This is a genomic window from Methylobacillus methanolivorans (genome assembly GCF_054588515.1).
Map to the genome: position 1 here is coordinate 593,942 of NZ_BAAILT010000002.1, position 19,860 is coordinate 613,801.

Annotated in this window: 13 protein-coding genes; 5 read left to right on the forward strand and 8 right to left on the reverse strand. The window is 48.8% G+C overall.

Going from position 1 to position 19,860, the window contains the following annotated elements; all coding sequences use genetic code 11:
- Window positions 1-16 precede the first annotated feature (16 nt).
- The 5 genes from LG202_RS04030 to LG202_RS04050 form a co-directional block, all read right to left on the reverse strand.
- The gene (locus LG202_RS04030) at window positions 17-2,167 is read right to left on the reverse strand and encodes a calcium-binding protein (RefSeq protein ID WP_230347126.1); all 2,151 of its coding nucleotides are present in this window, start codon (window positions 2,165-2,167) and stop codon (window positions 17-19) included.
- A gap of 86 nt (window positions 2,168-2,253) precedes the next feature.
- Window positions 2,254-3,354, reverse strand: a complete 1,101-nt coding sequence (locus tag LG202_RS04035; protein ID WP_230347127.1) for a hypothetical protein — start codon at window positions 3,352-3,354, stop codon at window positions 2,254-2,256.
- A 181-nt stretch (window positions 3,355-3,535) separates the two neighbouring features.
- Window positions 3,536-7,132 carry a TonB-dependent receptor domain-containing protein gene (locus tag LG202_RS04040; protein ID WP_230347128.1) on the reverse strand — a complete coding sequence of 1,199 codons (3,597 nt, stop codon included), beginning with the start codon at window positions 7,130-7,132 and terminating at the stop codon, window positions 3,536-3,538.
- Between the two features lie 710 nt (window positions 7,133-7,842).
- Window positions 7,843-8,889 (reverse strand): FecR family protein, encoded by a 1,047-nt coding sequence (locus LG202_RS04045; RefSeq protein ID WP_230347129.1) that lies wholly within the window; start codon window positions 8,887-8,889, stop codon window positions 7,843-7,845.
- 41 nt (window positions 8,890-8,930) lie between these two features.
- Window positions 8,931-9,446: an RNA polymerase sigma factor gene (locus tag LG202_RS04050; RefSeq protein ID WP_230347130.1), complete on the reverse strand. Its 516-nt coding sequence runs from the start codon at window positions 9,444-9,446 to the stop codon at window positions 8,931-8,933.
- Between the two features lie 255 nt (window positions 9,447-9,701).
- Between LG202_RS04050 and LG202_RS04055 the strand changes: the two genes are divergently transcribed.
- From LG202_RS04055 to LG202_RS04070, 4 genes are all read left to right on the forward strand, one after another.
- Window positions 9,702-10,643 (forward strand): M14 family metallopeptidase, encoded by a 942-nt coding sequence (locus tag LG202_RS04055; protein ID WP_230347131.1) that lies wholly within the window; start codon window positions 9,702-9,704, stop codon window positions 10,641-10,643.
- 36 nt (window positions 10,644-10,679) lie between these two features.
- Window positions 10,680-11,270, forward strand: coding sequence for a YceI family protein (locus LG202_RS04060; protein WP_230347132.1), 591 nt, complete (start codon window positions 10,680-10,682; stop codon window positions 11,268-11,270).
- Window positions 11,271-11,326: 56 nt separating this feature from the next.
- Window positions 11,327-14,845, forward strand: coding sequence for a DUF748 domain-containing protein (locus LG202_RS04065; protein WP_230347133.1), 3,519 nt, complete (start codon window positions 11,327-11,329; stop codon window positions 14,843-14,845).
- A 102-nt stretch (window positions 14,846-14,947) separates the two neighbouring features.
- The gene (locus LG202_RS04070; protein ID WP_230347134.1) at window positions 14,948-15,187 is read left to right on the forward strand and encodes a hypothetical protein; all 240 of its coding nucleotides are present in this window, start codon (window positions 14,948-14,950) and stop codon (window positions 15,185-15,187) included.
- A 50-nt stretch (window positions 15,188-15,237) separates the two neighbouring features.
- Here LG202_RS04070 and ribA read toward each other — a convergent pair whose 3' ends face one another.
- From ribA to LG202_RS04085, 3 genes are all read right to left on the reverse strand, one after another.
- Window positions 15,238-15,867 (reverse strand): GTP cyclohydrolase II, encoded by a 630-nt coding sequence (ribA, locus tag LG202_RS04075; protein ID WP_230347135.1) that lies wholly within the window; start codon window positions 15,865-15,867, stop codon window positions 15,238-15,240.
- A 138-nt stretch (window positions 15,868-16,005) separates the two neighbouring features.
- Entirely contained in the window at window positions 16,006-17,055 is a 1,050-nt protein-coding gene (locus tag LG202_RS04080) for a sigma-54 interaction domain-containing protein (protein WP_230348037.1), read from the reverse strand.
- Window positions 17,056-17,126: 71 nt separating this feature from the next.
- Entirely contained in the window at window positions 17,127-18,335 is a 1,209-nt protein-coding gene (locus LG202_RS04085) for an acyl-CoA dehydrogenase family protein (RefSeq protein WP_230347136.1), read from the reverse strand.
- 366 nt (window positions 18,336-18,701) lie between these two features.
- On the opposite strand from LG202_RS04085, the gene ssuD reads away from it, so the two are divergent.
- A complete protein-coding gene (ssuD, locus tag LG202_RS04090) occupies window positions 18,702-19,859 on the forward strand; it encodes an FMNH2-dependent alkanesulfonate monooxygenase (RefSeq protein WP_230347137.1) in 1,158 nt (385 codons plus the stop codon).
- Window position 19,860: the final 1 nt, after the last annotated feature.

Below are 19,860 nucleotides of genomic sequence, written 5' to 3' on the forward strand. Positions count from 1 at the left end.
AGCCCGGCACCCCTAATTAAACAACCACGATATCCGCTGCTGTGATTGAGCTAACGCCAGTCAGGATGGCGATGTCAATGGCTGCGCTACCACCGTTACCATCTGCGTAATACTGAAGGGTATTGGTGGAAGTGTTGAACACCAGGTAGTCATCTGCATCAAGCGGACCAGTGCCAATCACCAGGTTGCCAGCATTGAAGCCGACCAACGAAGCGAATTGATCCGCATTAAGCTCAATCTTGTCCACGCCGCTAGCGAAGTCGGTGATGGTGTCGGTATCAGCGTTGGTGAGATCAACCCCAACATTTTCATACCATTGCACTTCATCATCATCGCCAGTCACGGTTTGTGTCCAAATCTTGCCGAAGGCGAACGTATCGGACCCAGAGCCACCAGTCAGAGTATCGTGCCCGCCATTGCTGACGAAGCGGTCATCCTGAGTGGTGCCAATGAAGGTCTGGGTGTTGCCGTTACCTTCAAAGGTCAGGCCGTTGGCTGTTACGCCGGAAGCATCAACGACCACATTGTTGATCGTGCCGCCATTATTGCCCTTGGCATTGGAGAGATCGGCTACCGTACCGCCAGCATTGAAGTGGTAATTGTTATTCAGCAACTGCAAGGCTGTGTTTTCCACATTTAGGCGACCAACAGTACCACCCACTTGCACCACTTCCATTTCCTGGAAGTTAGCGTCGTTGAGGATGATAGTGCCAGCAGTTTGGTTGTTAGCACCGATGCCAGTAGTAATACGCAGGGTATCAGTTCCTTCACCGCCAACGATCACATCATGCTTAGCGCCAGTGGCGATCCACTCAGGGTTACCATCGTCAGCCTTGGATGTGGTGCCTTGCACGCCACTACCAAAACCAGTGATCAAGAAGATATCGTCGCCTTCACCGCCGTCAAGGTAATCCGCACCGCCGTGACCAACCAGCAAGTCGTTACCACCATTGCCGTAGACCACATCATCACCCAGGCGTGCAGTGACATAATCTACGCCATCGCTACCCAGCACAATCTCGCGGGCACCATCGGTTTCATTGGCACCGTCGATACGAACATAGCTGCCAGCTTCGCCTTCCGTGGCATCGTAGATGATGTCCACGTTGTGGAAGAGCTCGGCAACAGAGTAGTCGTCTACCTCAAATTCAGCTGCCAAGTACTCTACCTCGTCTGCACCATCGACATCAGGCTCGAATTCTTCCTCCTCGAACTCCAGCTTGATGGTGACGGATTCGGTAGGGCCGCCAGCGACGCCGTAGATATGCGTACCTGGGTTGAGCTCTCCACGACTCAATGATTCGCCGTTTTCTTCTAACTGCTCAGCGGACAAAATAATATTGACACCACTGGCCAACTCAATGCGCTCGATTCCGGAGAATACTAATGACTCTGAGAAGTCGCCGGACTGAGTAAATTCAATAGTGTCTACTGCGTTATAACCAGCAATTGTACTGGCTGCTGTACTGATTTGACTTGAGCCTGGGCGAGTAACAATGTTAATGCGAGCATCAGTTTCAGTTTGCTCAGAAATTTCAATGTCATCAAGAAGAACAACTTGGCCGGTAACCGTATCGTAAGCAAACAATTCTTCTGTTTCTTCGTTTTCTGTGACATCAACATAGCGAGCTTCATTTCCTGAGTTATCCAGTCCTGATACACCACCCATGATGACAACATTTTCAGCTTCGGCACCAATTCTGAATGTGTCGTTTCCACTTCCGCCAATCAAAATATCATTGTCGGTAACTAAATAGAGGTTACCAACAACTGTTTCGTCACCAAGTGTGCTTGCGCCACCATAAACGATGTCAAAGCCCTCACCACCGCTTAATATGTCATCGCCATCATCGCCAAAAATGACATCGTCACCACTGCCTCCGAATATGATGTCGTTCCCAGCACCGCCAAATATGTTATCTGAACCACTGCCGCCAAAAGCAATGTCATTGCCAGCTCCTAAATCAATGACATCATCACCTCCACCACCAAAAACAATATCATTGCCATCGCCAGCAAAGATGGCATCATTACCACTGCCGCCAATAATTAAGTCATTTCCGCCCGCACCATCGATAAAATTTCCTAAATTATTGCCGATAATCAAATCAGCATTTGCTGTACCGGTATATTCAGTTTCCGTTGCATTGAAAATCTTGATAGCCATTTTATTCTCCTAAAATGATTTAATTCGCAGCGAAAATTTAGTTATTTCGCTGCGATATTTCGATTCAATAACGTATTAACTATTGTTTAAAATGGTGCAACGCTTGACGGTGTTATTGCTGGTTGTCCAGGCAATACGTAACCGCTTGTTCCCACTGATATAAATGGTGATTTTTCCTGTGCTGTTTGACGCAGGCGAATAGCATCAGCCCTTGTCCAACCACCGGGATTAGTAGTTGGGTTGTAGACAGAGTTAATGGTGGCTGCTGTATCGGTATTGCAAGCAATTTTTACGTAAGTCATTGCTGAAACAGGGTTTGAACTGCCATCGTCATCTACTGCATTGGCATCAAATGTGAAGTCAACCCAAGCATCATCTACATTGGCTGTTTGTTCTGCTGCAACTGGGTTGGACAGTGGCAATGCATTCGCTGTAGTTCCGGTGAATCGATTGACACCATTGATTGAAGCAGTAGACCCTGGTGTGGTCGGTAGGGTTAGATATCCTGTTCCCGGAAGGGCTCCGCCTTGATCACCAAAAGTTGGCGAGGCTGCAAAAGCTCGATGTTGAACTGAGGTATAAGTTCGACCTATTCGATATACAGGTGATGCTGTTGATGTAGTTAAAGCATATGCAGCATCGACTGTTAGACCATTTAGGCCACCACGTGCCAAATCATTGACCTCAAATCTTGCACCTGCTAAATCACCAGCGCTACTGTAGGCGATATTGGTTAACGATACTCGCGCACCAATGATGCACATAGGTGTTGCTGTTACTGGGGCGGAGGCGGCAGGTTTACGCCATACGACTTCGAAAACATTCCCCACAGTGACATTGCCGGCAGTGTAAATGTTATTGATGACAATAGGCCTTGTTGCTGAAGCTACAAAAGCATAATTTGTCTCAGGGGAGCCTATATCGCTGGAGGGAGCGGGAACAATAGCGCAAGTATTGTTGGCGCTAGTGGTTGGTGTTGGTGCTGGATTGCCATTGCCAACGCTGCCTGAGCCAAAGTTGCCAAAGGTGGTAGGGTTCCCTCCAATAGTCGTCGGTTGCGCCATGCAAGGGGTATATGCGCTAGTTCCAAAGCCAGCGGTAGGAATATTCACAAAGGCAGCACCGGACTGAGCTGATGCCATACTGAAAACTCCAAGAACAGCTAATTTTAATGTAGCGTTTTTCATTGGTAATTCCTTTACGGTACAATTAGCAGGCATTATGGTTGCCTGCACCACCAGTTCTCCTAATCAGTTCAAGTCGTTGAGTGTGCTTTAGTTGATCAGGTCGAACGCTGAAGGGCAGTCATAATGCCCTTTAATCTTTTCTAGATTGATTTTATTTAAGTCATTGATTTTCAAAAGTTAATTATCTTTTATTCGGTGAAAATTCATATCTCAAAGTGAACCATGCTGCTCTAGGTGCACCTGGCGCTAAAAAGTTAGAGCTTAGCCACTCATCTGAATTATGGTTGTAGCCACCAGCACTAATAGCACCATTGATACTTGGTGAAAACGGGTTGCGTCCCAATCTACCTGCTGTGAAATATTCTTTATCGAAGATATTATTAATTAGTAAAGTGGCGATCCATTCAGAATTGAATTGATAACTTGTCTGGAAATTAAATATTGTATAACCATCCACTTTTCCAGGATTGTTGAATGGTTGTCGCGCAACCAGGTCACCGACATTGTTAACATAATATTCAGTTACTCCTGCTTGATGTTTGTTATTCTCATTTCCACGAATGAAGCTTTCGGAGTGTAATACAGCGCTTAAACCCACTCGCCATTTATCCGTTATTTCGTAACTTACAGTCGCATTTAAGTTATGCAAAGGTACTCCTGGCATACGGTCCCCTGGCTTAACAGTAATGGATCGGAATGCTTCTCCATTTACTCCCGCAAGCCCATTTGCAAGGTTTACCACAGCACTACTGTTATGGTCTGATATCATGTCAAAAGTATCTTGGAAAGTGGCATCAGTCAGTGCATAGTTCATGCCAAAGCTCAGCTTATTCCATTTGCCAGATAGTCCGGCCTCTATACCCCTGCGACGAGTCTTACCAATCGTGTCAAAGAAGCTGTTAGCGGCTCCAATAGTGACTAAATAAATATCGTCTTTTAAATCTGTTTGGTAAGCACCAATATTCCAACGCAAGTTTTCACCGATAATGCCTCGCAGACCTATGTCATAAGTTGTTGCTTTAATTTGCGGCAGATAAGGATCGCCAGATAAGGTAGTGGGTAAAGTGCACGAACGATTCTGGGCAAGACTATTTGGGATATCTACCATTTCCTCTGGATCAGGCAAACCATTGCCATTTTTATCCCCGCCCCATGTCTTACTACCACTGGGTCTACCATCGAATGCGCAACCAAGTTCTACAACACTAGGTGTGCGTGTACCTTGTGCCCAGTTGACATAAAAATTGAGATCTTTCTTGACATCCCAAGTTAATCCGAGAGAAGGATTAAGGGAATAAAAACTAAATTTTTCTGTTTCAGCCGGCTTTAATAGACTGCTACCATCGCTACGTCTATATCCTGTAGATGGACAGTTATCTGCGCTACCTAGGCACAGGTTAAAATCGTCAGGCCTTGCAATATAAGCGCCTAATTGATAATAGGTAAATGCTGTCCGTGTTGCGATTTTATTTTTTACTTGTGTGGCGTTATAGCGTGCTGATCCGGTAATGTGTAGTGTTTCAATAGGACTCCAGGTTTCGCTGGCATAAATACTTTTTGTTGTAGAGGTGCCACTAAAATTATTATTGGAAATTGGGGAGTCTGCTGCGACATACATGTCAAGAATATTTTCTGGAGATAAATACGCTTTTCGATCTTCATTAAACAGTCCAAAACGTTGACTATTGGAATAACTAGCTTTAGCTATGTCAATAGAAGCGCCAACCATGAATTTATGTTTCTCAAAGTTCCAATTAAACTGTAATGAAGCACCTTCAACTTGCTGTCTAATTTTGTTGTCAGTTAACACTGCTACTGGTATACCATCTATTTGCCCTGTTCCTCCATGTCCTGCACCATCAGCATTAACTGGTAATCCATTCCCACTCCTTGTGTAGTCTGTCAAATCAGCTTGTGCTCCTTGACAAGTATTTTTATTAAGAGGAGAGCGAGTAAGTACTACGTGTTTCACACCATCTTCCGTGTAGAAGTAATTCATTTGAGGTTCAAATCCTGTGTTATCAATATCGAGAACATTAGTTCTGAAAACATCATATAAATTACCCAGTGTCATATAAGAAAAATCTCCATTAGAGTAATCCGTTGGATCTCCCCATTGTGATGGTGGTGGAATATTATTTTTTTGAAATAATGTTGAATCCAATGAGTTTTTCCAATAATTGAAATTATCCTTAACACCTTTTGCATATTCCGCTGATAAATTTCCATTAAGTGCATCAGGTGCATACTGCGAAAGTGCAGCCTCTAGGTCATAACCTGGGTTATTACTATTGGAAAAAAAGTCTTGAAGAAATGGATGGGAGGTTGTGTCCCATTGGTCAGATAGTGCAAAAACATAATAGTCGGGGATCCCGTAGGAGTTGGTACTGAGAAATTGGCAACTTACCTCCTCACCCGGTGCTAAATTACGCTGTAATTCTTGCGTACTGGGAAATCCATCTGTATAAGCATCCGCACCCAACGCACGTCGATTACTATTTCTCCTATATATTTGGCCCGTTATTGTGAAGTTTTCATTGACGAAGTAGCTACTGGAAAGTTGGAACTGAGTGAGTCTGTTTTCAGTCGTGTCTTCTGAGGTAAACGATGCATTACGGTCTTGCTGGTACATTTGATTAGGAATTAAACCGTTGCCTACCAAGTCGGTGCCTACCCATAGTGTGCTCAGATTAAGGTCAAGTTTGTCACCACGGTAGCTGGCTTTACCAAAAAACTGGTTTACTCGACTTGGCGAATTTTCCCGCCAGCCATCTTCCATGAAAAAATTTCCTGCACCGAATAGAGCTATTGTTCCATTATTCCATCCAGCTTCAGCTTGAAGATATTTTCTACCAAATGATCCAGTCAATACTTCTGCACTAATGCCAGTATTATTGAAGCCATCCTTAGTTTTCATGGTGAGTGCACCACCCAGTGTATTCAATCCAAAAATCGGATTTGATCCTGGAAATACATCGAAACTCTCCAAGGCATTCATGGGAATCATGTCCCAGTTCACCACGTCACCGAAAGGTTCATTTACCCGGATACCATCAAAAAATACGGATAATCCTTGTGGTGTGCCAATCTGTGGTCCTGCAGTAAAACCCCGATACTGCAAGTCCATTTGAAAAGGGTTTCCTTGATAATCATTAACGGTAACCGACTGAAGTTTTTTATTCATTAAGTCTGTGATGCTTAATGAATGAGATTCTTTAATTTCCTTAGCCGATATACTTTGAACATTGCCAGGGATTTGTTCTTTTGTGAGACCTAAACCAGGCAACGGACCAATCTCGTAAAATCGCTTCGCGCGCACTTCAACTGCATCTACTTGCTGAAAATCTATCGCTGGTTGTTCTGCCGCAGCTTTAATGACGGCATTGTCTTGATTGATTGTAGATTCCAGGCCACTACCTGCAAGCAGCATTTTGAGGGCTTGGTCTGGCTTCATGCGGCCCTTGACTGCGGGAGCGGTCTTGCCTGTGGCAAGATTGCTGTCGAAGGCGACGCTGATGCCTGTGGTGCGTGCAAGTTGCTTGAGTGCGGCATCTAAAGGTTGGCTGGGGATATCAATGTTGCTGGGCGCGAAAGCGCCGGTGCTCGCATTGCTTTTTGGCAATGTGGTATCAAGTTCCGCTGCTTGTGGTTGAAGTGGCATGACTCCTACCATTGCTGTCAGTATTACCGCGCGCTTATGGCTATAAGCGCGGCACAATGCGCGTGATAGCTTTTTGAGTGGTGGTGGTTCATGAAAAATTCTCCCTCTCCTGGTCATCCCATTGCTCCATGTATTTAATAATTATTTATTCTTATTTTTATGATCTAACTTTTAATTATTGAAGGTTCTACCTGGCAAGAAGCAGGCTGATTAACCTCGTATGCAGGCGACAAAATTCGCCTTACATGCTTGTTTAACTGTTCAGTTCAAGAAACCCTGATGGGTTTTTTTTGAGAAAAACTAGAAATTGATGAACTTGGATAATTGTTTATTAAAATCAATTGTTTGTATTGATGGGAAAGTTTCCTGATATTTTTGGGATTTGCGGAAATGCGGTTGGGACGTGGGGAATTAATATTGATGAGGTGTCGCAGTGTGGAGGAGATGTAGGGATCAAAGGTACGGACGGGATGGGAAGTTTGGCTTTGCAGTCCTTGATGCCTGCTTAGTTATAGAGAAAGCGAGAGGGTGCCGAGCAGTATGATGAATAGTAGCCCTACCAATGCGATGACTATGCGGTACATGATCTTGAAAATATCCAATTCATTTATCTCCTTAAAAATTATTCCTACTATCGATATAACCTTTAGGAAAGCAAAACCCTGATGTCTTGGATACAAGTTTGGAAATATTTTTATGGTGAAGTGAAGCTAAGGGGGGGGATTGGTAAGTTGAGTTGTATTGCCATGCATAATTTGTAGGGCATTTTGTTGCAACTAGTGTTTTACCAACGGTGATGCTGCATGAAGCAAGTTATCGTGCAGATGTTATGGCTTGCGGGAGGTTTGCATCTTCTTCGGGGTTAGGAGAGTTGCGTTGCGATCGGTGTTGACCTTGACCGGGGCAATGATGGGTAATTCGCTGATGAAGCGTTCTATATATTTAGCTTGAATGACGGCAGTGATACTGACATCGTTTGCCGTATCAAATTGCGCTGTGACCGGGAGCTGGCGATAGCGCGAAAGGGTTTCTGCGATTTCTTCCAACCCGGCTTGGTCAAACGTAATGGTGCCAAATTCAAAGCTGAAGGCATCGGCTGCCGGGCGTTGCAGGCGCTTGGATTGGCCATTGAGGTTGAATTCAGCTACTTCATTGTCGCGTAGCGTCAATACATGCTCAGCGTAGCGATTCACCCCGGTCAGCTCGGTGGTGAGGTATTGCTGAGGTTCTACCCGCACAACGCCATGATCCACGCTAATACGTACTTTGCTGCTGAATTTATTGACGGCAAAACGTGTACCCAGCACGGTGATTCTGGCAAGGCCGCTATCGACGACAAACGGGCGGTCAGGATTTTTGGCAACATCAAAACTCGCTTCGCCTTGTTTCAGGATGACGCGGCGTTCTTTGCGGGTGTAGGTAATCTCAATATCGCTATTGGCATTGACCATGAGCTTGGTACCGTCTTCCAGCACTTGGGAGCGGATTTGACCGATTGCCGTGTTGGCCACCATGTGCATGGTTGGTTGGCTCTCCCAGGCTTCATAGCCGTAATAAGTGCTGATACCAGCCACGGCAAAGAACATGACGCTCAGTGTGCGGGTAATGATAGTGCGGATTTTTTTGCTGCGGTCGGTTTTCTCGATAAAGATTTTCTGCTGCATGGCACTTTCAAGGTGCAGCAGGCGATCAGGCGAATCAAGGTCTTCCCATAAATTGCATACTTCTTGATAAGCCCGCTGGTGTGCCGGATGGGAGAACAGCCACTCCTCGAAACGGCTACGCTCAGGATGCTCAATATCGGCATCTTGCATAATGACAAACCACTTGATGGCGGCCTGGCGTGCGCTGCGTTGTAAAGAGATATGGCTCATGCTGGTGAGATTCAGGTCGTGCCGATAGGAGGCCAGAACGGTTAGTTGATGAGGTCCTTGGCTTCAAGCAAATCTAGCATGGCACGCATGATATGTTTTTGCACCATATTAATGGAAATGCCTAATTTCTCAGCTATTTCCTGTTGCGATAATCCTTCGATGCGGAAGAGCAAGAATACTTCCTTGCAGCGTGCCGGCATGTGGTCAATGATGTTGAGCAGTGCGGTGAGCCTCTGTTGCATGTCGATGAGGTGTTCGGCAGAGGGCGCTGCTGGTTGATTCAGTTCATGGTTTTCCCCGGTTTCTTCATCCACCAAAGGTAAAAAGCGCGATTGCTCCTGATAACCATCAATCAGTAGGTTGCGCACGATGGTGCGCAAATAGGCATGGGGTTGCTCCAGGCGGCCTGGGCTGCTCGAAATGGCAAAGCGGATCAAGGCATCATGCAATACATCGCATGCGATTCGATGATAGCCCGTGTGACGATAAATGGAGGGGAGCAGATCTGAATAAGCCCATTGTAAATCGATGCCATGCCAGGTTGGATTGAGTCTCATGCTGATCTGCTCTACAAAAGATAATCTTGTGAGAATAGATAGCAATAAGCGGGCCTGATACGTCAGTTTTTTGTCAGGTTGCGATATGGCGGGCGATTGCGCCGGTATGGTGATGATTATTGAGCGAGCATTTGGTTGTAGTTGGTGGCTGTAAACAGCCAATTGGTTGTTTACAGCCACCAACTATTGGGATTTGCTTAATCTGATAGATGCCATGACATTGCAAAAAGCGTGGCTAAACGGGGATAATCAGTCATGAGCCTTCATTTTGAATCTATATCATTCAGCGGCGTGCAAGCTGGCAAGCGCCTCATCGTATTGGGCGGTGTGCATGGCAATGAGCCGTGTGGCACGATGGCGATTCGCAGGGTGATCAGCGACATACAGCGTGGCGAATTGAGCTTGCTTGCTGGCAGCGTCACCTTTGTGCCAGTGTGTAACCCGCTCGCTAGGGCGCAATATACCCGTGTTGGCGAACGCAACTTAAATCGTAAGCTATTCCCGACCGAGCATCCTCAAGAGTTTGAGGATCATGTTGCCAATTGGCTGTGCCCGTTGCTGGCTAATCATGATGTGCTACTGGATTTGCATTCCTTCCATACGCCAGGCGAGCCATTTGCGATGCTGGGTCCCAACAATAATCAGGGTAGCCTGGAGCCTTTTGCTCATGAAGCCGAGGAGGAGGCATTAGCACGGCGACTGGGCGTCAAACTATTTGTGGACGGCTGGTTGGATACTTATGCCAATGGCGTGGCGCACCGACAAGCCCGGGCGGCTGGTGCGGACGCCGATGTACGCTATGGCGTTGGCACCACGGAGTATATGCGTAGCCAAGGTGGCTATGGCTTGACGCTGGAATGTGGGCAACATGAGGATGTGTCAGCGCCAGAAGTCGCTTACCAAGCGATTTTGAATACCTTGGCATGGCTGGGACTGAGTGATCAGGCTGTTCCGCTCGAAACGCCTGGGCGTAGAACCTTGCGTTTATTCGAGGTGGTGGATCGGGATGCACATGCAGACACTTTGGCGCAGGAATGGCGTGGTTTTGAACGACTGGAGCCTGGTACATTGATAGGCACGCGTGCAGATGGCCGGGAAATTCGAGCGAGGGAAGCTGTCTATATCGTGTTTCCCAATCCAGGGGCGGAACCAGGAAGTGAATGGTTTTACCTTGCCAAGGAAATTGACCGAGTTTAAACATGAATAACAATCAATATAGTAATGGAGATTGAGATGAAAAAGTTTTCTGTAATTGCCATGGGTATGCTGGGCATGGGGTTGTTGTTTTCTCAGGTCGCTAGTGCAGATTGGACCTTGAATAACGATAGTTCAGTCTTGAATTTTGTATCCATCAAGAAAAACACCATTGGAGAGGCGCATCGTTTTAACCAACTGGCTGGCACACTCAGCCAGAATGGCGCTTTCAAGGCAACGATTAATCTAGCAAGCGTCAATACCAATATCCCCGTGCGGGATGAGCGCATGAAGAGCATGTTGTTTGATGTTGCCACTTTCCCCCAGGCGGATATTAGCGGTAATGCCGTGAATACATTCAAGGCACCTGCCGCTGGTGAAGCCAAGATCGAGGCGGTGAAGCTGCAGCTGGTGATCAACGGTAAGACAATTCCTCTGGAAACCAGACTGCGCGTGGTTGGGCTGGGCAAGCAAGGCTTGCTGGTCAGTACGATAGAGCCTTTATTGCTGGATGCAGCAGCGTTGGGCTACAGCGAAGGTATAGATAAGCTGCGCGAGATCGCGCAACTTCCTTCTATTAGCACCGTGGTGCCTGTCACTTTTAGCTTGGTCTTTGATCACGCGCATTAACCATGACGGCAAGTCATTAAAATCAATAAGCTAGCGGACTGGCGAGGAGAGCACTCATGGCTGATAGGAAGATCATTGCAGGAAACGTCTGGCAGGCATTGACTAGCCTACCTTTCCTGATGCTGCTTGGTTTCTGGGTGTCTTATCTTCTATTTGGCTATTTTGCTGTCAATCCGATTGCGCAGCGTTTGTTGCCTTGGGTGGCTGAAAACAAGCTGACCAGCCGCTTGCAGGTTGAACGCGTCGATTTTGATCCCTTGCGCCTGGCCGTGACGGTCAAGCAGTTACAGCTCACAACCCCTGAGGGTGCTTCACTTGCTAGTGTTGAGCGTTTGCATGCTGATCTTGAGTTAAGTGGTTTGTTCCGTTTTGCATGGCGGCTCAAGGATATTCACTTGGCCGCGCCTCATGTCAGCTTTGAGATATTGCCAGGTGGTGAAAGCAATTGGGCGGCATTGATTGCCAAGCTCAATGAAAAGCCGGATGAGCCCAAGAGCGAGGGCATGGCACGCTTGTTGGTTGACCATATCTTGATTGAGCGGGGCGATGTTGAGTATGTTGACCGCAATCGACCAGAGGCTTTCCGGGCAGTACTAGAGCCACTGGGGCTGGAGTTGGATGGTTTTTCCACATTGCCGGAAGATCTTGGGGATTACGCTATCTTGGCGAAATTACCTGAGCAGGGCGGCACCCTGAAATGGAAGGGCGAGTTGGGACTCAACCCCGTGGTGTCTAGTGGCAGGTTTGAGCTGGAAGGTCTCAAGCTTGCCAAGTTACTGGCAGTGTTGCCACCTGATGCCCTGCCGATCAAGCTAGCGTCGGGACAACTCAAGACCAAGCTGGATTACCAGTTCGCCATCGTGCAGGACAAGCCCGAGGCCACGATCAACAATTTTAGCCTGGTGCTGGATGATGCTGCAGCAATATTGCTGCAATCGCAAGCACAAGAGGGCAAGCTGGAACTGAAGCAATTGGCAGTTGAGTTGCCCAGTTTGCAGTTCAAGATGCAGGAGCAAGCACAAGTGCAGTTTGACGCACTCAAGCTTGCATTGGCAGATATCAAGCTAACGCAACATGGTAAGCCTTTGCTGGCGCTGCCATCTATCACGGTAGAGCAAGTGGGCCTGGATTTGCAGGCACATCAGCTGGATATAGGCAGCCTGGCTGTGGCGCAAGGGCAAGTGAATGCGACACGACTAGGCGATGGTCGTGTCAATTGGCAACAGTTACATGCGGCATCAGCGCCGGATGATGGGCAGCCTAGTGCAAGTGAGGATAGTGATCATGCCAGCCCTTATCCATGGAGCATTCATCTCAATCAAGCCAACATCGATGGCCTCAAGCTGGACTACACAGATGAGACTTTCAAGCAGCCACTGCAAGTTGCAGTTGATAGTTTATCGCTCAAGTTGAAGTTTTCCAGTGAGCAAGGACAAAGCCGCGTTGAGGAGATTGAGAGCAATATTGGGCCATTCTCGCTACACTCGGGAGCTAATAACAAACCAGTGGCTCATCTTGAGCGCTTGGCTTTGCAGGGTGGGCAAGTAGATATTGCTGCGCAGAAAGCCAGCCTGGAAGCGCTTATTTTAAAGGGGCTGGGAGCCGATGTGCTACGGGATGCCAAGCAGGTGAATTGGCAGGCCATTCTGGAGCCAGCGCAGCCCACTGCGCAAGGCCAAGCGCATCAGGCCAAGACAGCACAAGCCAGGCCTGATGTGGAGAAGGGGGCACCTTCCTCCTGGGCATTCGACCTCAAGCGTTTTGCGCTGGAAAATGCTGGCCTACACTTCAACGATACAAGCACTAAAACCCCAGTGGCGTTGGATATTGAGCAGGCTAGCCTGGAAGTCAAGGATGTCAGCCTGGATACCAAGCGTACGCTGCCTGTGAGTGTTGCTTTCAAGGTCAAGCAAGGTGGTAGTTTCAGTGCGAGTGGCAAGCTGGCACCGGAGCCTATGAGCGGGGATATCAATCTTAAGCTTGCAGGTTTCTCGCTCAAGCCTTTTGCGCCTTACGTCAATCAGTTCGCCATGCTCAAGTTGAACAATGGCGCGGTGAGTACGCAAGGTAAGCTTAACCTTAAGCAGGCTGAGCAACTGGCTATGCAATATCAAGGTGGCTTTAGTGTTGATCAGCTCGATATCGTGGAAGAGGACACCGGGCAGGCGTTCTTGGGGTGGCGCAGCCTTTCCACCAACAGCCTCAAGCTGGCCTTGGCGCCAGATAGCCTGCATATTAACGAACTCAAGGTGAACCAGCCGCGTGGCAAGTTCATTATTTATGAAGATCGCACCCTGAATGTCCAACGTATTCTGCGGGAGCAGCCAACCGGCACAGCGCAGGCTACGCCGGTGCAAGCATCGACAAAAGCTGCCGATCCCTTCCCGGTCGCCATTGAGCGCATTCGCATTGACAATGCCAATCTAGAGTTTGCCGATTTGTCGCTTACTCCGCAGTTTGGCACGCATATCAACACCTTGTCGGGTGTCATCAATGGTATGTCCACCAAGCCCACTACGACGGCGCAAGTTGAGCTGGATGGCAAGGTGGATGATTATGGATCTGCGCGCATTCGCGGTTTGGTACAACCATTCCAGGCTACCGAGTTCACTGATCTCAAGTTGATATTCCGTAACCTGGAAATGAATCGCCTAACGCCATATTCCGGCAAGTTTGCTGGTCGTCGCATCGACTCGGGCAAGCTGTCGGTAGACCTTGAATACAAGATCAAGAATCGCCAATTGGCCGGGGCGAACAAGTTTATCGTCAACAAGCTCAAGCTGGGCGAGAAAGTGGCGAGCGAGGATGCGGTTAACTTGCCGCTAGACCTGGCGATTGCGTTGCTTGAGGATAGCAACGGCGTCATTGATCTTGATCTGCCAGTCGCAGGCAGTTTAGATGATCCTGAATTCAGCTATGGCAAAATCGTTTGGAAGGCGATCGTCAATGTACTGGGTAAGCTGGTGACCTCGCCGTTCCGTGCGTTGGGCAACTTGCTCGGTATTAGCTCGGATAAGCTGGAAGCGTTGGTGTTTGATCCAGGTAGTGCTGAACTTGCACCACCAGAACAGGAAAAGCTCAAGGTCATCAGCGAGGCCTTGGCCAAGCGGCCTGCATTGGTATTGCAAGTGGCTCCAGTGCTTGATGACAAGGCCGATGGTCGTGCCTTGCAGGTGCAGTTTGTGCGTAACCAGGTTGCGGCGAAAATGGGTATCCAGCTACAGCCTGGTGAAAAGCCGGGGCCAGTTGATACCCACAATAAAAAAGTACGTTCAGCACTGGATAAGCTTGGCAAGGAGCAGTTGGCACCTGAAACCCGTGACAGCATCAAACAGGAGAAAGATGACGCTGCTTATTATGAAAAATTGCTAGATGCCCTCAACAAGCAAGCCAAGTTGGAGCCATCGTGGCTTGAGGCGCTGGCAAATGCACGTCAGGAGGCTGTGCGGCGCTACCTATTGGAGACATTATCCTTGGATACTGGCAAAGTGCAGGTGAAGCCTTTAAATCGAATCTCGACGGATGAACATGAGGTCAAGATGCCGCTGGAGCTGGGCGTGGAGCGGAAGGACTAACACTGCACTAGCAATGGCACTTCTTCTTGATCATGTGGTCATATCAGGGTAAATAGCTTGGCTAGCAATGCTTTTTTGAATATCAACCAGGTGGAGATCATCATGAAAGTCGATATCTATAAGAGTGCGACCAGTAGTAATAAATATATCTCGGTGAGGGCAGGGGCTGATGTTTCCAAGGTGGATGTGTCAGACCCGGATTATGCCAAGTTGATTCACCAGACTTCTGATGTCGAGGTGAACAAAGAGGATAGGCACCAAGATTATGATGCCAGCCTGATTATCAAGGATATTGAGCAGCATGGTTATCATCTGCATCATGTGAAGAGGAATTTCAATTGATTAAATAAAAAGAGCGGTTAACCGCTCTTTTTATTTGTGTACTTCGCTAATTACAGCTCGCCAAAATCTGGGCTCTGCATCTCTGCCTGCGAGAAAAAATGCCCTAGTTTGTCGCGCTTGGTCAGTAGGTATTGCAGGTTATCCTGGTTAGGCTGGATCACCAGTGGAATACGTTCATGAATGGTCAACCCAGCTTGTTGCAGGCTGGATACCTTCTCTGGATTATTGGTGAGTAGGCGCAAGGAGTGCACGCCCAGATCCTTGAGAATATCTACGGCAGCCGTATAACTACGCTGATCAATCGGTAGACCCAGATGCAGATTAGCATCGACAGTATCCAACCCTTGGTCTTGCAGTGCATAGGCGTGGATCTTGTTGGCAAGGCCGATGCCGCGCCCTTCATGTCCCTTGAGATACAGCAGAACGCCTTGTCCTGCTTCGGCAATCATGCTTTGTGCCAGCACTAATTGCTCGCCGCAATCACAACGATTAGAAGAGAAAATATCGCCCGTCAGGCATTCTGAATGCACCCGCACCATGACGTTATCATTATTAAGCACATGGCCTGCCACCAATGCGACATGTTCTTGGCCGCTTTGTATATCGTGATAGACATGGATGATGAATTGACCGTACTTGGTAGGCAGGGTAGAGGAAGAAATTTTACTGATCGTGCTCATGTCGAGTAGTGCTATGGTTGAATGCTGCTGCAAAATGCAGATAGGCAGATTAAAGTAAATCAGCCCTTGATGCTACCGTTTTATTGGGTGCCGCCGTGCTGTGATGATGCAACGGCGGCTCATCGCTAATATCCAGGATTATTTCAGCGCAGAAATTGCGCCCATCTTGATCAGCCTTGCCCGCACGATATTGCGGCTGACTCCCAGCAAGCGTGCTGTTTGCACCTGATTATTGTGGCAATAGTGATAGGCTGTGCGGACGACAGTATCTTCTATATGTTCGTAAAGAGTTTCGTGTCCGGCTTCAAATAGCTGATGCAAGGCATGTTGCAGTGAGTCGCTACCACCATGGCCATCATGTTCATGGCGGCTGCGGTGGAATAATTGCATGGACGATAGTTGCAAGTCCTCGTTACGCAGCCGGTTGCCCTTGCAAATCAGCAGTGCATGGTGAATTGCATTTTCTAGTTCGCGGATATTGCCAGGCCATGCGTGTGCAAGCAATTTGCGTTTTGCATCCTCGTCGATTTCTACTTCGCCATAGCCGAGGCGGCGGCGGTATTCGCTCACAAAATATTGCGCCAAGGGCAGGATGTCGCCAGGACGGTCACGCAGGGTAGGAATTTCCAGATGTGCGACGCGCAGGCGGTAGAACAAGTCTTCGCGGAAATGCCCGGCTAATACAGCTTCCTCCAGTCGCACGTTGGTCGCAGCAACCAAGCGTACATCTATTGGTGTCGGCTTGCGTGCGCCTAAACGCACGACTTCGCGCTCCTGCAATACGCGCAGCAATTTGACCTGGATACTCAAGGGCAAGTCACCAATCTCATCAAGGAAAATGGTGCCGCCATTGGCAGCCTCGAACCAGCCTGTCTTGGCCGAGAATGCGCCGGTGAATGCGCCTTTTTCATGGCCAAATAGTTCACTTTCTACCAACGTCTCGGAGAAAGCACCGCAATTGACGGCGACGAAAGGCTTGCCCTTGCGATGGCTGAGATCGTGCACATGGCGGGCGATCAGTTCCTTGCCTGTGCCGGTTTCTCCAATGATCAGCACATTGGCATCGCTAGGTGCTATTTGCTGAATGCGTGCAAGAAGCGCTAGCGATTTCGGGTCTTCAAACACCTGGGCTGTGGCACGTATTGAGGTGCTGAGCGACTGGGAGTTGGGTAGGGTTAACAAATTCATGTCGTCCTCTTTCGAGTAAATGCTGTCAAATTCGCGATGGGTCAGTCCCATATAGTCGTTGTCCAGTAAGTTCATGAGTAGAATGTTGGCGTCGGGTACTGTTGTTTCAGTGCCCATTCGCCTAGCTCCTTGATTTTGTAATCGAGAGGGTCGTGCAATGTGTGGGTACGCAGGTTGCGCCAGTGCCGATCTAGCCTTAGGCCAGCATGGGTGGCGCGCGAGCCAGCCACCTCGAACATGCGGCTGGTAATGTCTAGCCCGATGCGTGTGGCAATAATCTTGGCTGAGGTGATGTCGATAGCGACTTCACCGCGTTCAGCCTCTGTCAATTGCTCTTGCTTACTCCATGCTTCGTCAAATTTGCGGGCAGCGATGTCGGTAAGCACACGTGCGCTTTGCAGGCTCGCCCAGAACTCGCCGTAATGCGCTAGGATGTAAGGATCGTCCGCTGGGTACTCTTGTCCAGAGCGGTGCCAAGGCCTTGCTTCATTGAGTGTGTAGTGGCGCGCATCGTTGAAGGCACCTTCCGCAATGCCAAGATAGATATTTGTCAGGATTAATTGGGCGAGCAATGGGCGCAGGCAAGAGAAGGGTGTGCTGAGCGGCCCAGGGTCAGCCAAAATATCGCTAGCCTCGACACGTACTTTCTCGAAATTGACGCTGCCGCTATCTGTCTGGCGTTGGCCGATGTTGTGCCAATCCTGCAATACACTGATCCCCGTCCTGCCTGTCGGCAGGGCGGCAACAACCAGCTCGCGTGTATCTTGGGCATAGGCAGAAACAATCAACATTTCTGAATCTAGCGCACCAGAGCAAAAACTTTTCTTACCGGAAAATTCATACCAGTGACCTACGTGCCGACTGATAGTGCGTTCGTCCAATGGATTAAGCGCATTACCCCAAAACCAGTTCAGGCGTGCGGTATGCTCAAACCAAGGCTGCCATTGGTCCGGGCGGGCGAATAGCCTGATGGTTGCCAGCATGAGGTGATGGAAGGCAAACACATGCGCAATAGAGCTATCTACCTGGGCAAACTCTCGAACGACTTGCATGACATCCTGCCAGTTGGCCCCCAGGCCACCTTCATGTTTCGGGATGGATAAAGCGAGTAGGCCACTATGGCGAATCAGGTCACGCTCGGCCTTCGGTGTGCCACCTGCTTCGTCACGTTCCACAGCGGTGAGGCGGAACTCGGCCACCAGCGCTTGCGTAATATCTCGAATAGATAGCGCTTGCGGCTCTTCGATGTTGCCCTGCAGTTTAATATTTGAAATAGCCAAAAGTTATATCCGTCAGTTAATTAATAAGGATGTAGCAGCTATCGTGCCAAAATTCAGTACAGGGGGCTGATTGATTTGCTGCTGCCTGGGAAGCAGCCTGCCAGGCCAATCTGGGCTTGGTCCCGAGGAAGAGCTGTTGCTATCTGTATTGTTAACTGTTGCTGAATAATCAGCACCGGCGCGTTATTCTTCAGAGGCAGTGTGCTGGCATATCAGCAATTGAGCAATTTCTTGCTGATTAAGCAGCAGTTCTTGAAAAGTGGTTTTTATAAGTGTTTAAAAAACATTTACTTAGCTGATGGCATGGAGCTTGCTGAAACTGGGTAGTTGGTTTTTTGATGTGTTTACTCAGACAAGGACAGCAAGATGGATATTTTCTGGTTTCTTCCTACTCATGGCGATAGCCGCTATTTGGGCACGAGCCATGGTGGTCGTGCCGTCAGCCACCATTACCTCAAACAGGTGGCCCAGGCGGCGGATGAGCTTGGTTTCAAGGGCGTTCTGATCCCGACTGGACGTTCGTGCGAGGACTCCTGGGTGGTAGCATCATCGCTGGTCAATTTCACCAAACGACTCAAATTCCTCGTTGCGATCCGGCCAGGCACAATTTCTCCGACAGTGTCTGCCCGTATGGCCGCAACATTGGATCGTATTGCGGATGGCCGCTTGCTGATTAATGTCGTGAGCGGAGGCGATCCGGATGAGCAGCATGGTGACGGCAGCTTTCTGAGCCACGAGGAGCGTTACGCTGAGGCTGATGAGTTCCTGAAGATTTGGCGTGGTGTTGCTGCTGGCGAGTCTGTTGATTTTGAAGGGAAGTATTACAAGGTCAAGAATGCCAAGAATATGTATCCGCCGGTGCAAAAGCCTTATCCACCATTATTTTTTGGCGGCTCCTCGCCTGAGGCTGTAGAGCTGGCAGCGGAACAGATTGACGTTTATCTCACCTGGGGTGAGCCGTTGCACGCAGTGAAGGAAAAAATAGAAATCGTCAAGGCAAAGGCTGCTGCACATGGGCGTACGCTCAAGTTCGGCATTCGCATGCATGTGATTGTGCGCGAAACGAGCGAGCAGGCCTGGCAGGCTGCGGATGAGTTGATTTCACATGTTACCGATGAGACCATTGCTGCGGCGCAGAAGGCATTCTCGCGCTTCGATTCAGAAGGCCAGCGTCGCATGTCCTCCCTGCATGGTGGGCGGCGCGATAAGCTTGTCGTGGCTCCCAACCTTTGGGCCGGGGTTGGCCTGGTTCGTGGTGGTGCTGGTACTGCACTGGTGGGTAGCCCGCAAGAGGTGGCAGATCGCATCCAGGAATATGCCGCACTGGGGATAGACTATTTCATCTTCTCGGGCTATCCACATCTAGAGGAAGCTTATCGCGTCGCTGAATTGTTATTCCCTTTACTACCTATCGACCAGCAGCGTGCGCTGGGTAGTATTAACCTTACTGGCCCATTCGGCGAGATGGTCGCGAACGATATCGTGCCCCCGCCAGCCGCAGGTAAGCTGACGGCAGTCAAATAGG

Coding starts and splice junctions, on each gene's coding strand:
- LG202_RS04030 (WP_230347126.1), bottom strand. CDS start 2,167: ATGGCTATCAAGATTTTCAATGCAACGGAAACTGAATATACCGGTACA.
- LG202_RS04035 (WP_230347127.1), bottom strand. CDS start 3,354: ATGAAAAACGCTACATTAAAATTAGCTGTTCTTGGAGTTTTCAGTATG.
- LG202_RS04040 (WP_230347128.1), bottom strand. CDS start 7,132: ATGACCAGGAGAGGGAGAATTTTTCATGAACCACCACCACTCAAAAAG.
- LG202_RS04045 (WP_230347129.1), bottom strand. CDS start 8,889: ATGAGCCATATCTCTTTACAACGCAGCGCACGCCAGGCCGCCATCAAG.
- LG202_RS04050 (WP_230347130.1), bottom strand. CDS start 9,446: ATGAGACTCAATCCAACCTGGCATGGCATCGATTTACAATGGGCTTAT.
- LG202_RS04055 (WP_230347131.1), top strand. CDS start 9,702: ATGAGCCTTCATTTTGAATCTATATCATTCAGCGGCGTGCAAGCTGGC.
- LG202_RS04060 (WP_230347132.1), top strand. CDS start 10,680: ATGAAAAAGTTTTCTGTAATTGCCATGGGTATGCTGGGCATGGGGTTG.
- LG202_RS04065 (WP_230347133.1), top strand. CDS start 11,327: ATGGCTGATAGGAAGATCATTGCAGGAAACGTCTGGCAGGCATTGACT.
- LG202_RS04070 (WP_230347134.1), top strand. CDS start 14,948: ATGAAAGTCGATATCTATAAGAGTGCGACCAGTAGTAATAAATATATC.
- ribA (WP_230347135.1), bottom strand. CDS start 15,867: ATGAGCACGATCAGTAAAATTTCTTCCTCTACCCTGCCTACCAAGTAC.
- LG202_RS04080 (WP_230348037.1), bottom strand. CDS start 17,055: ATGAATTTGTTAACCCTACCCAACTCCCAGTCGCTCAGCACCTCAATA.
- ssuD (WP_230347137.1), top strand. CDS start 18,702: ATGGATATTTTCTGGTTTCTTCCTACTCATGGCGATAGCCGCTATTTG.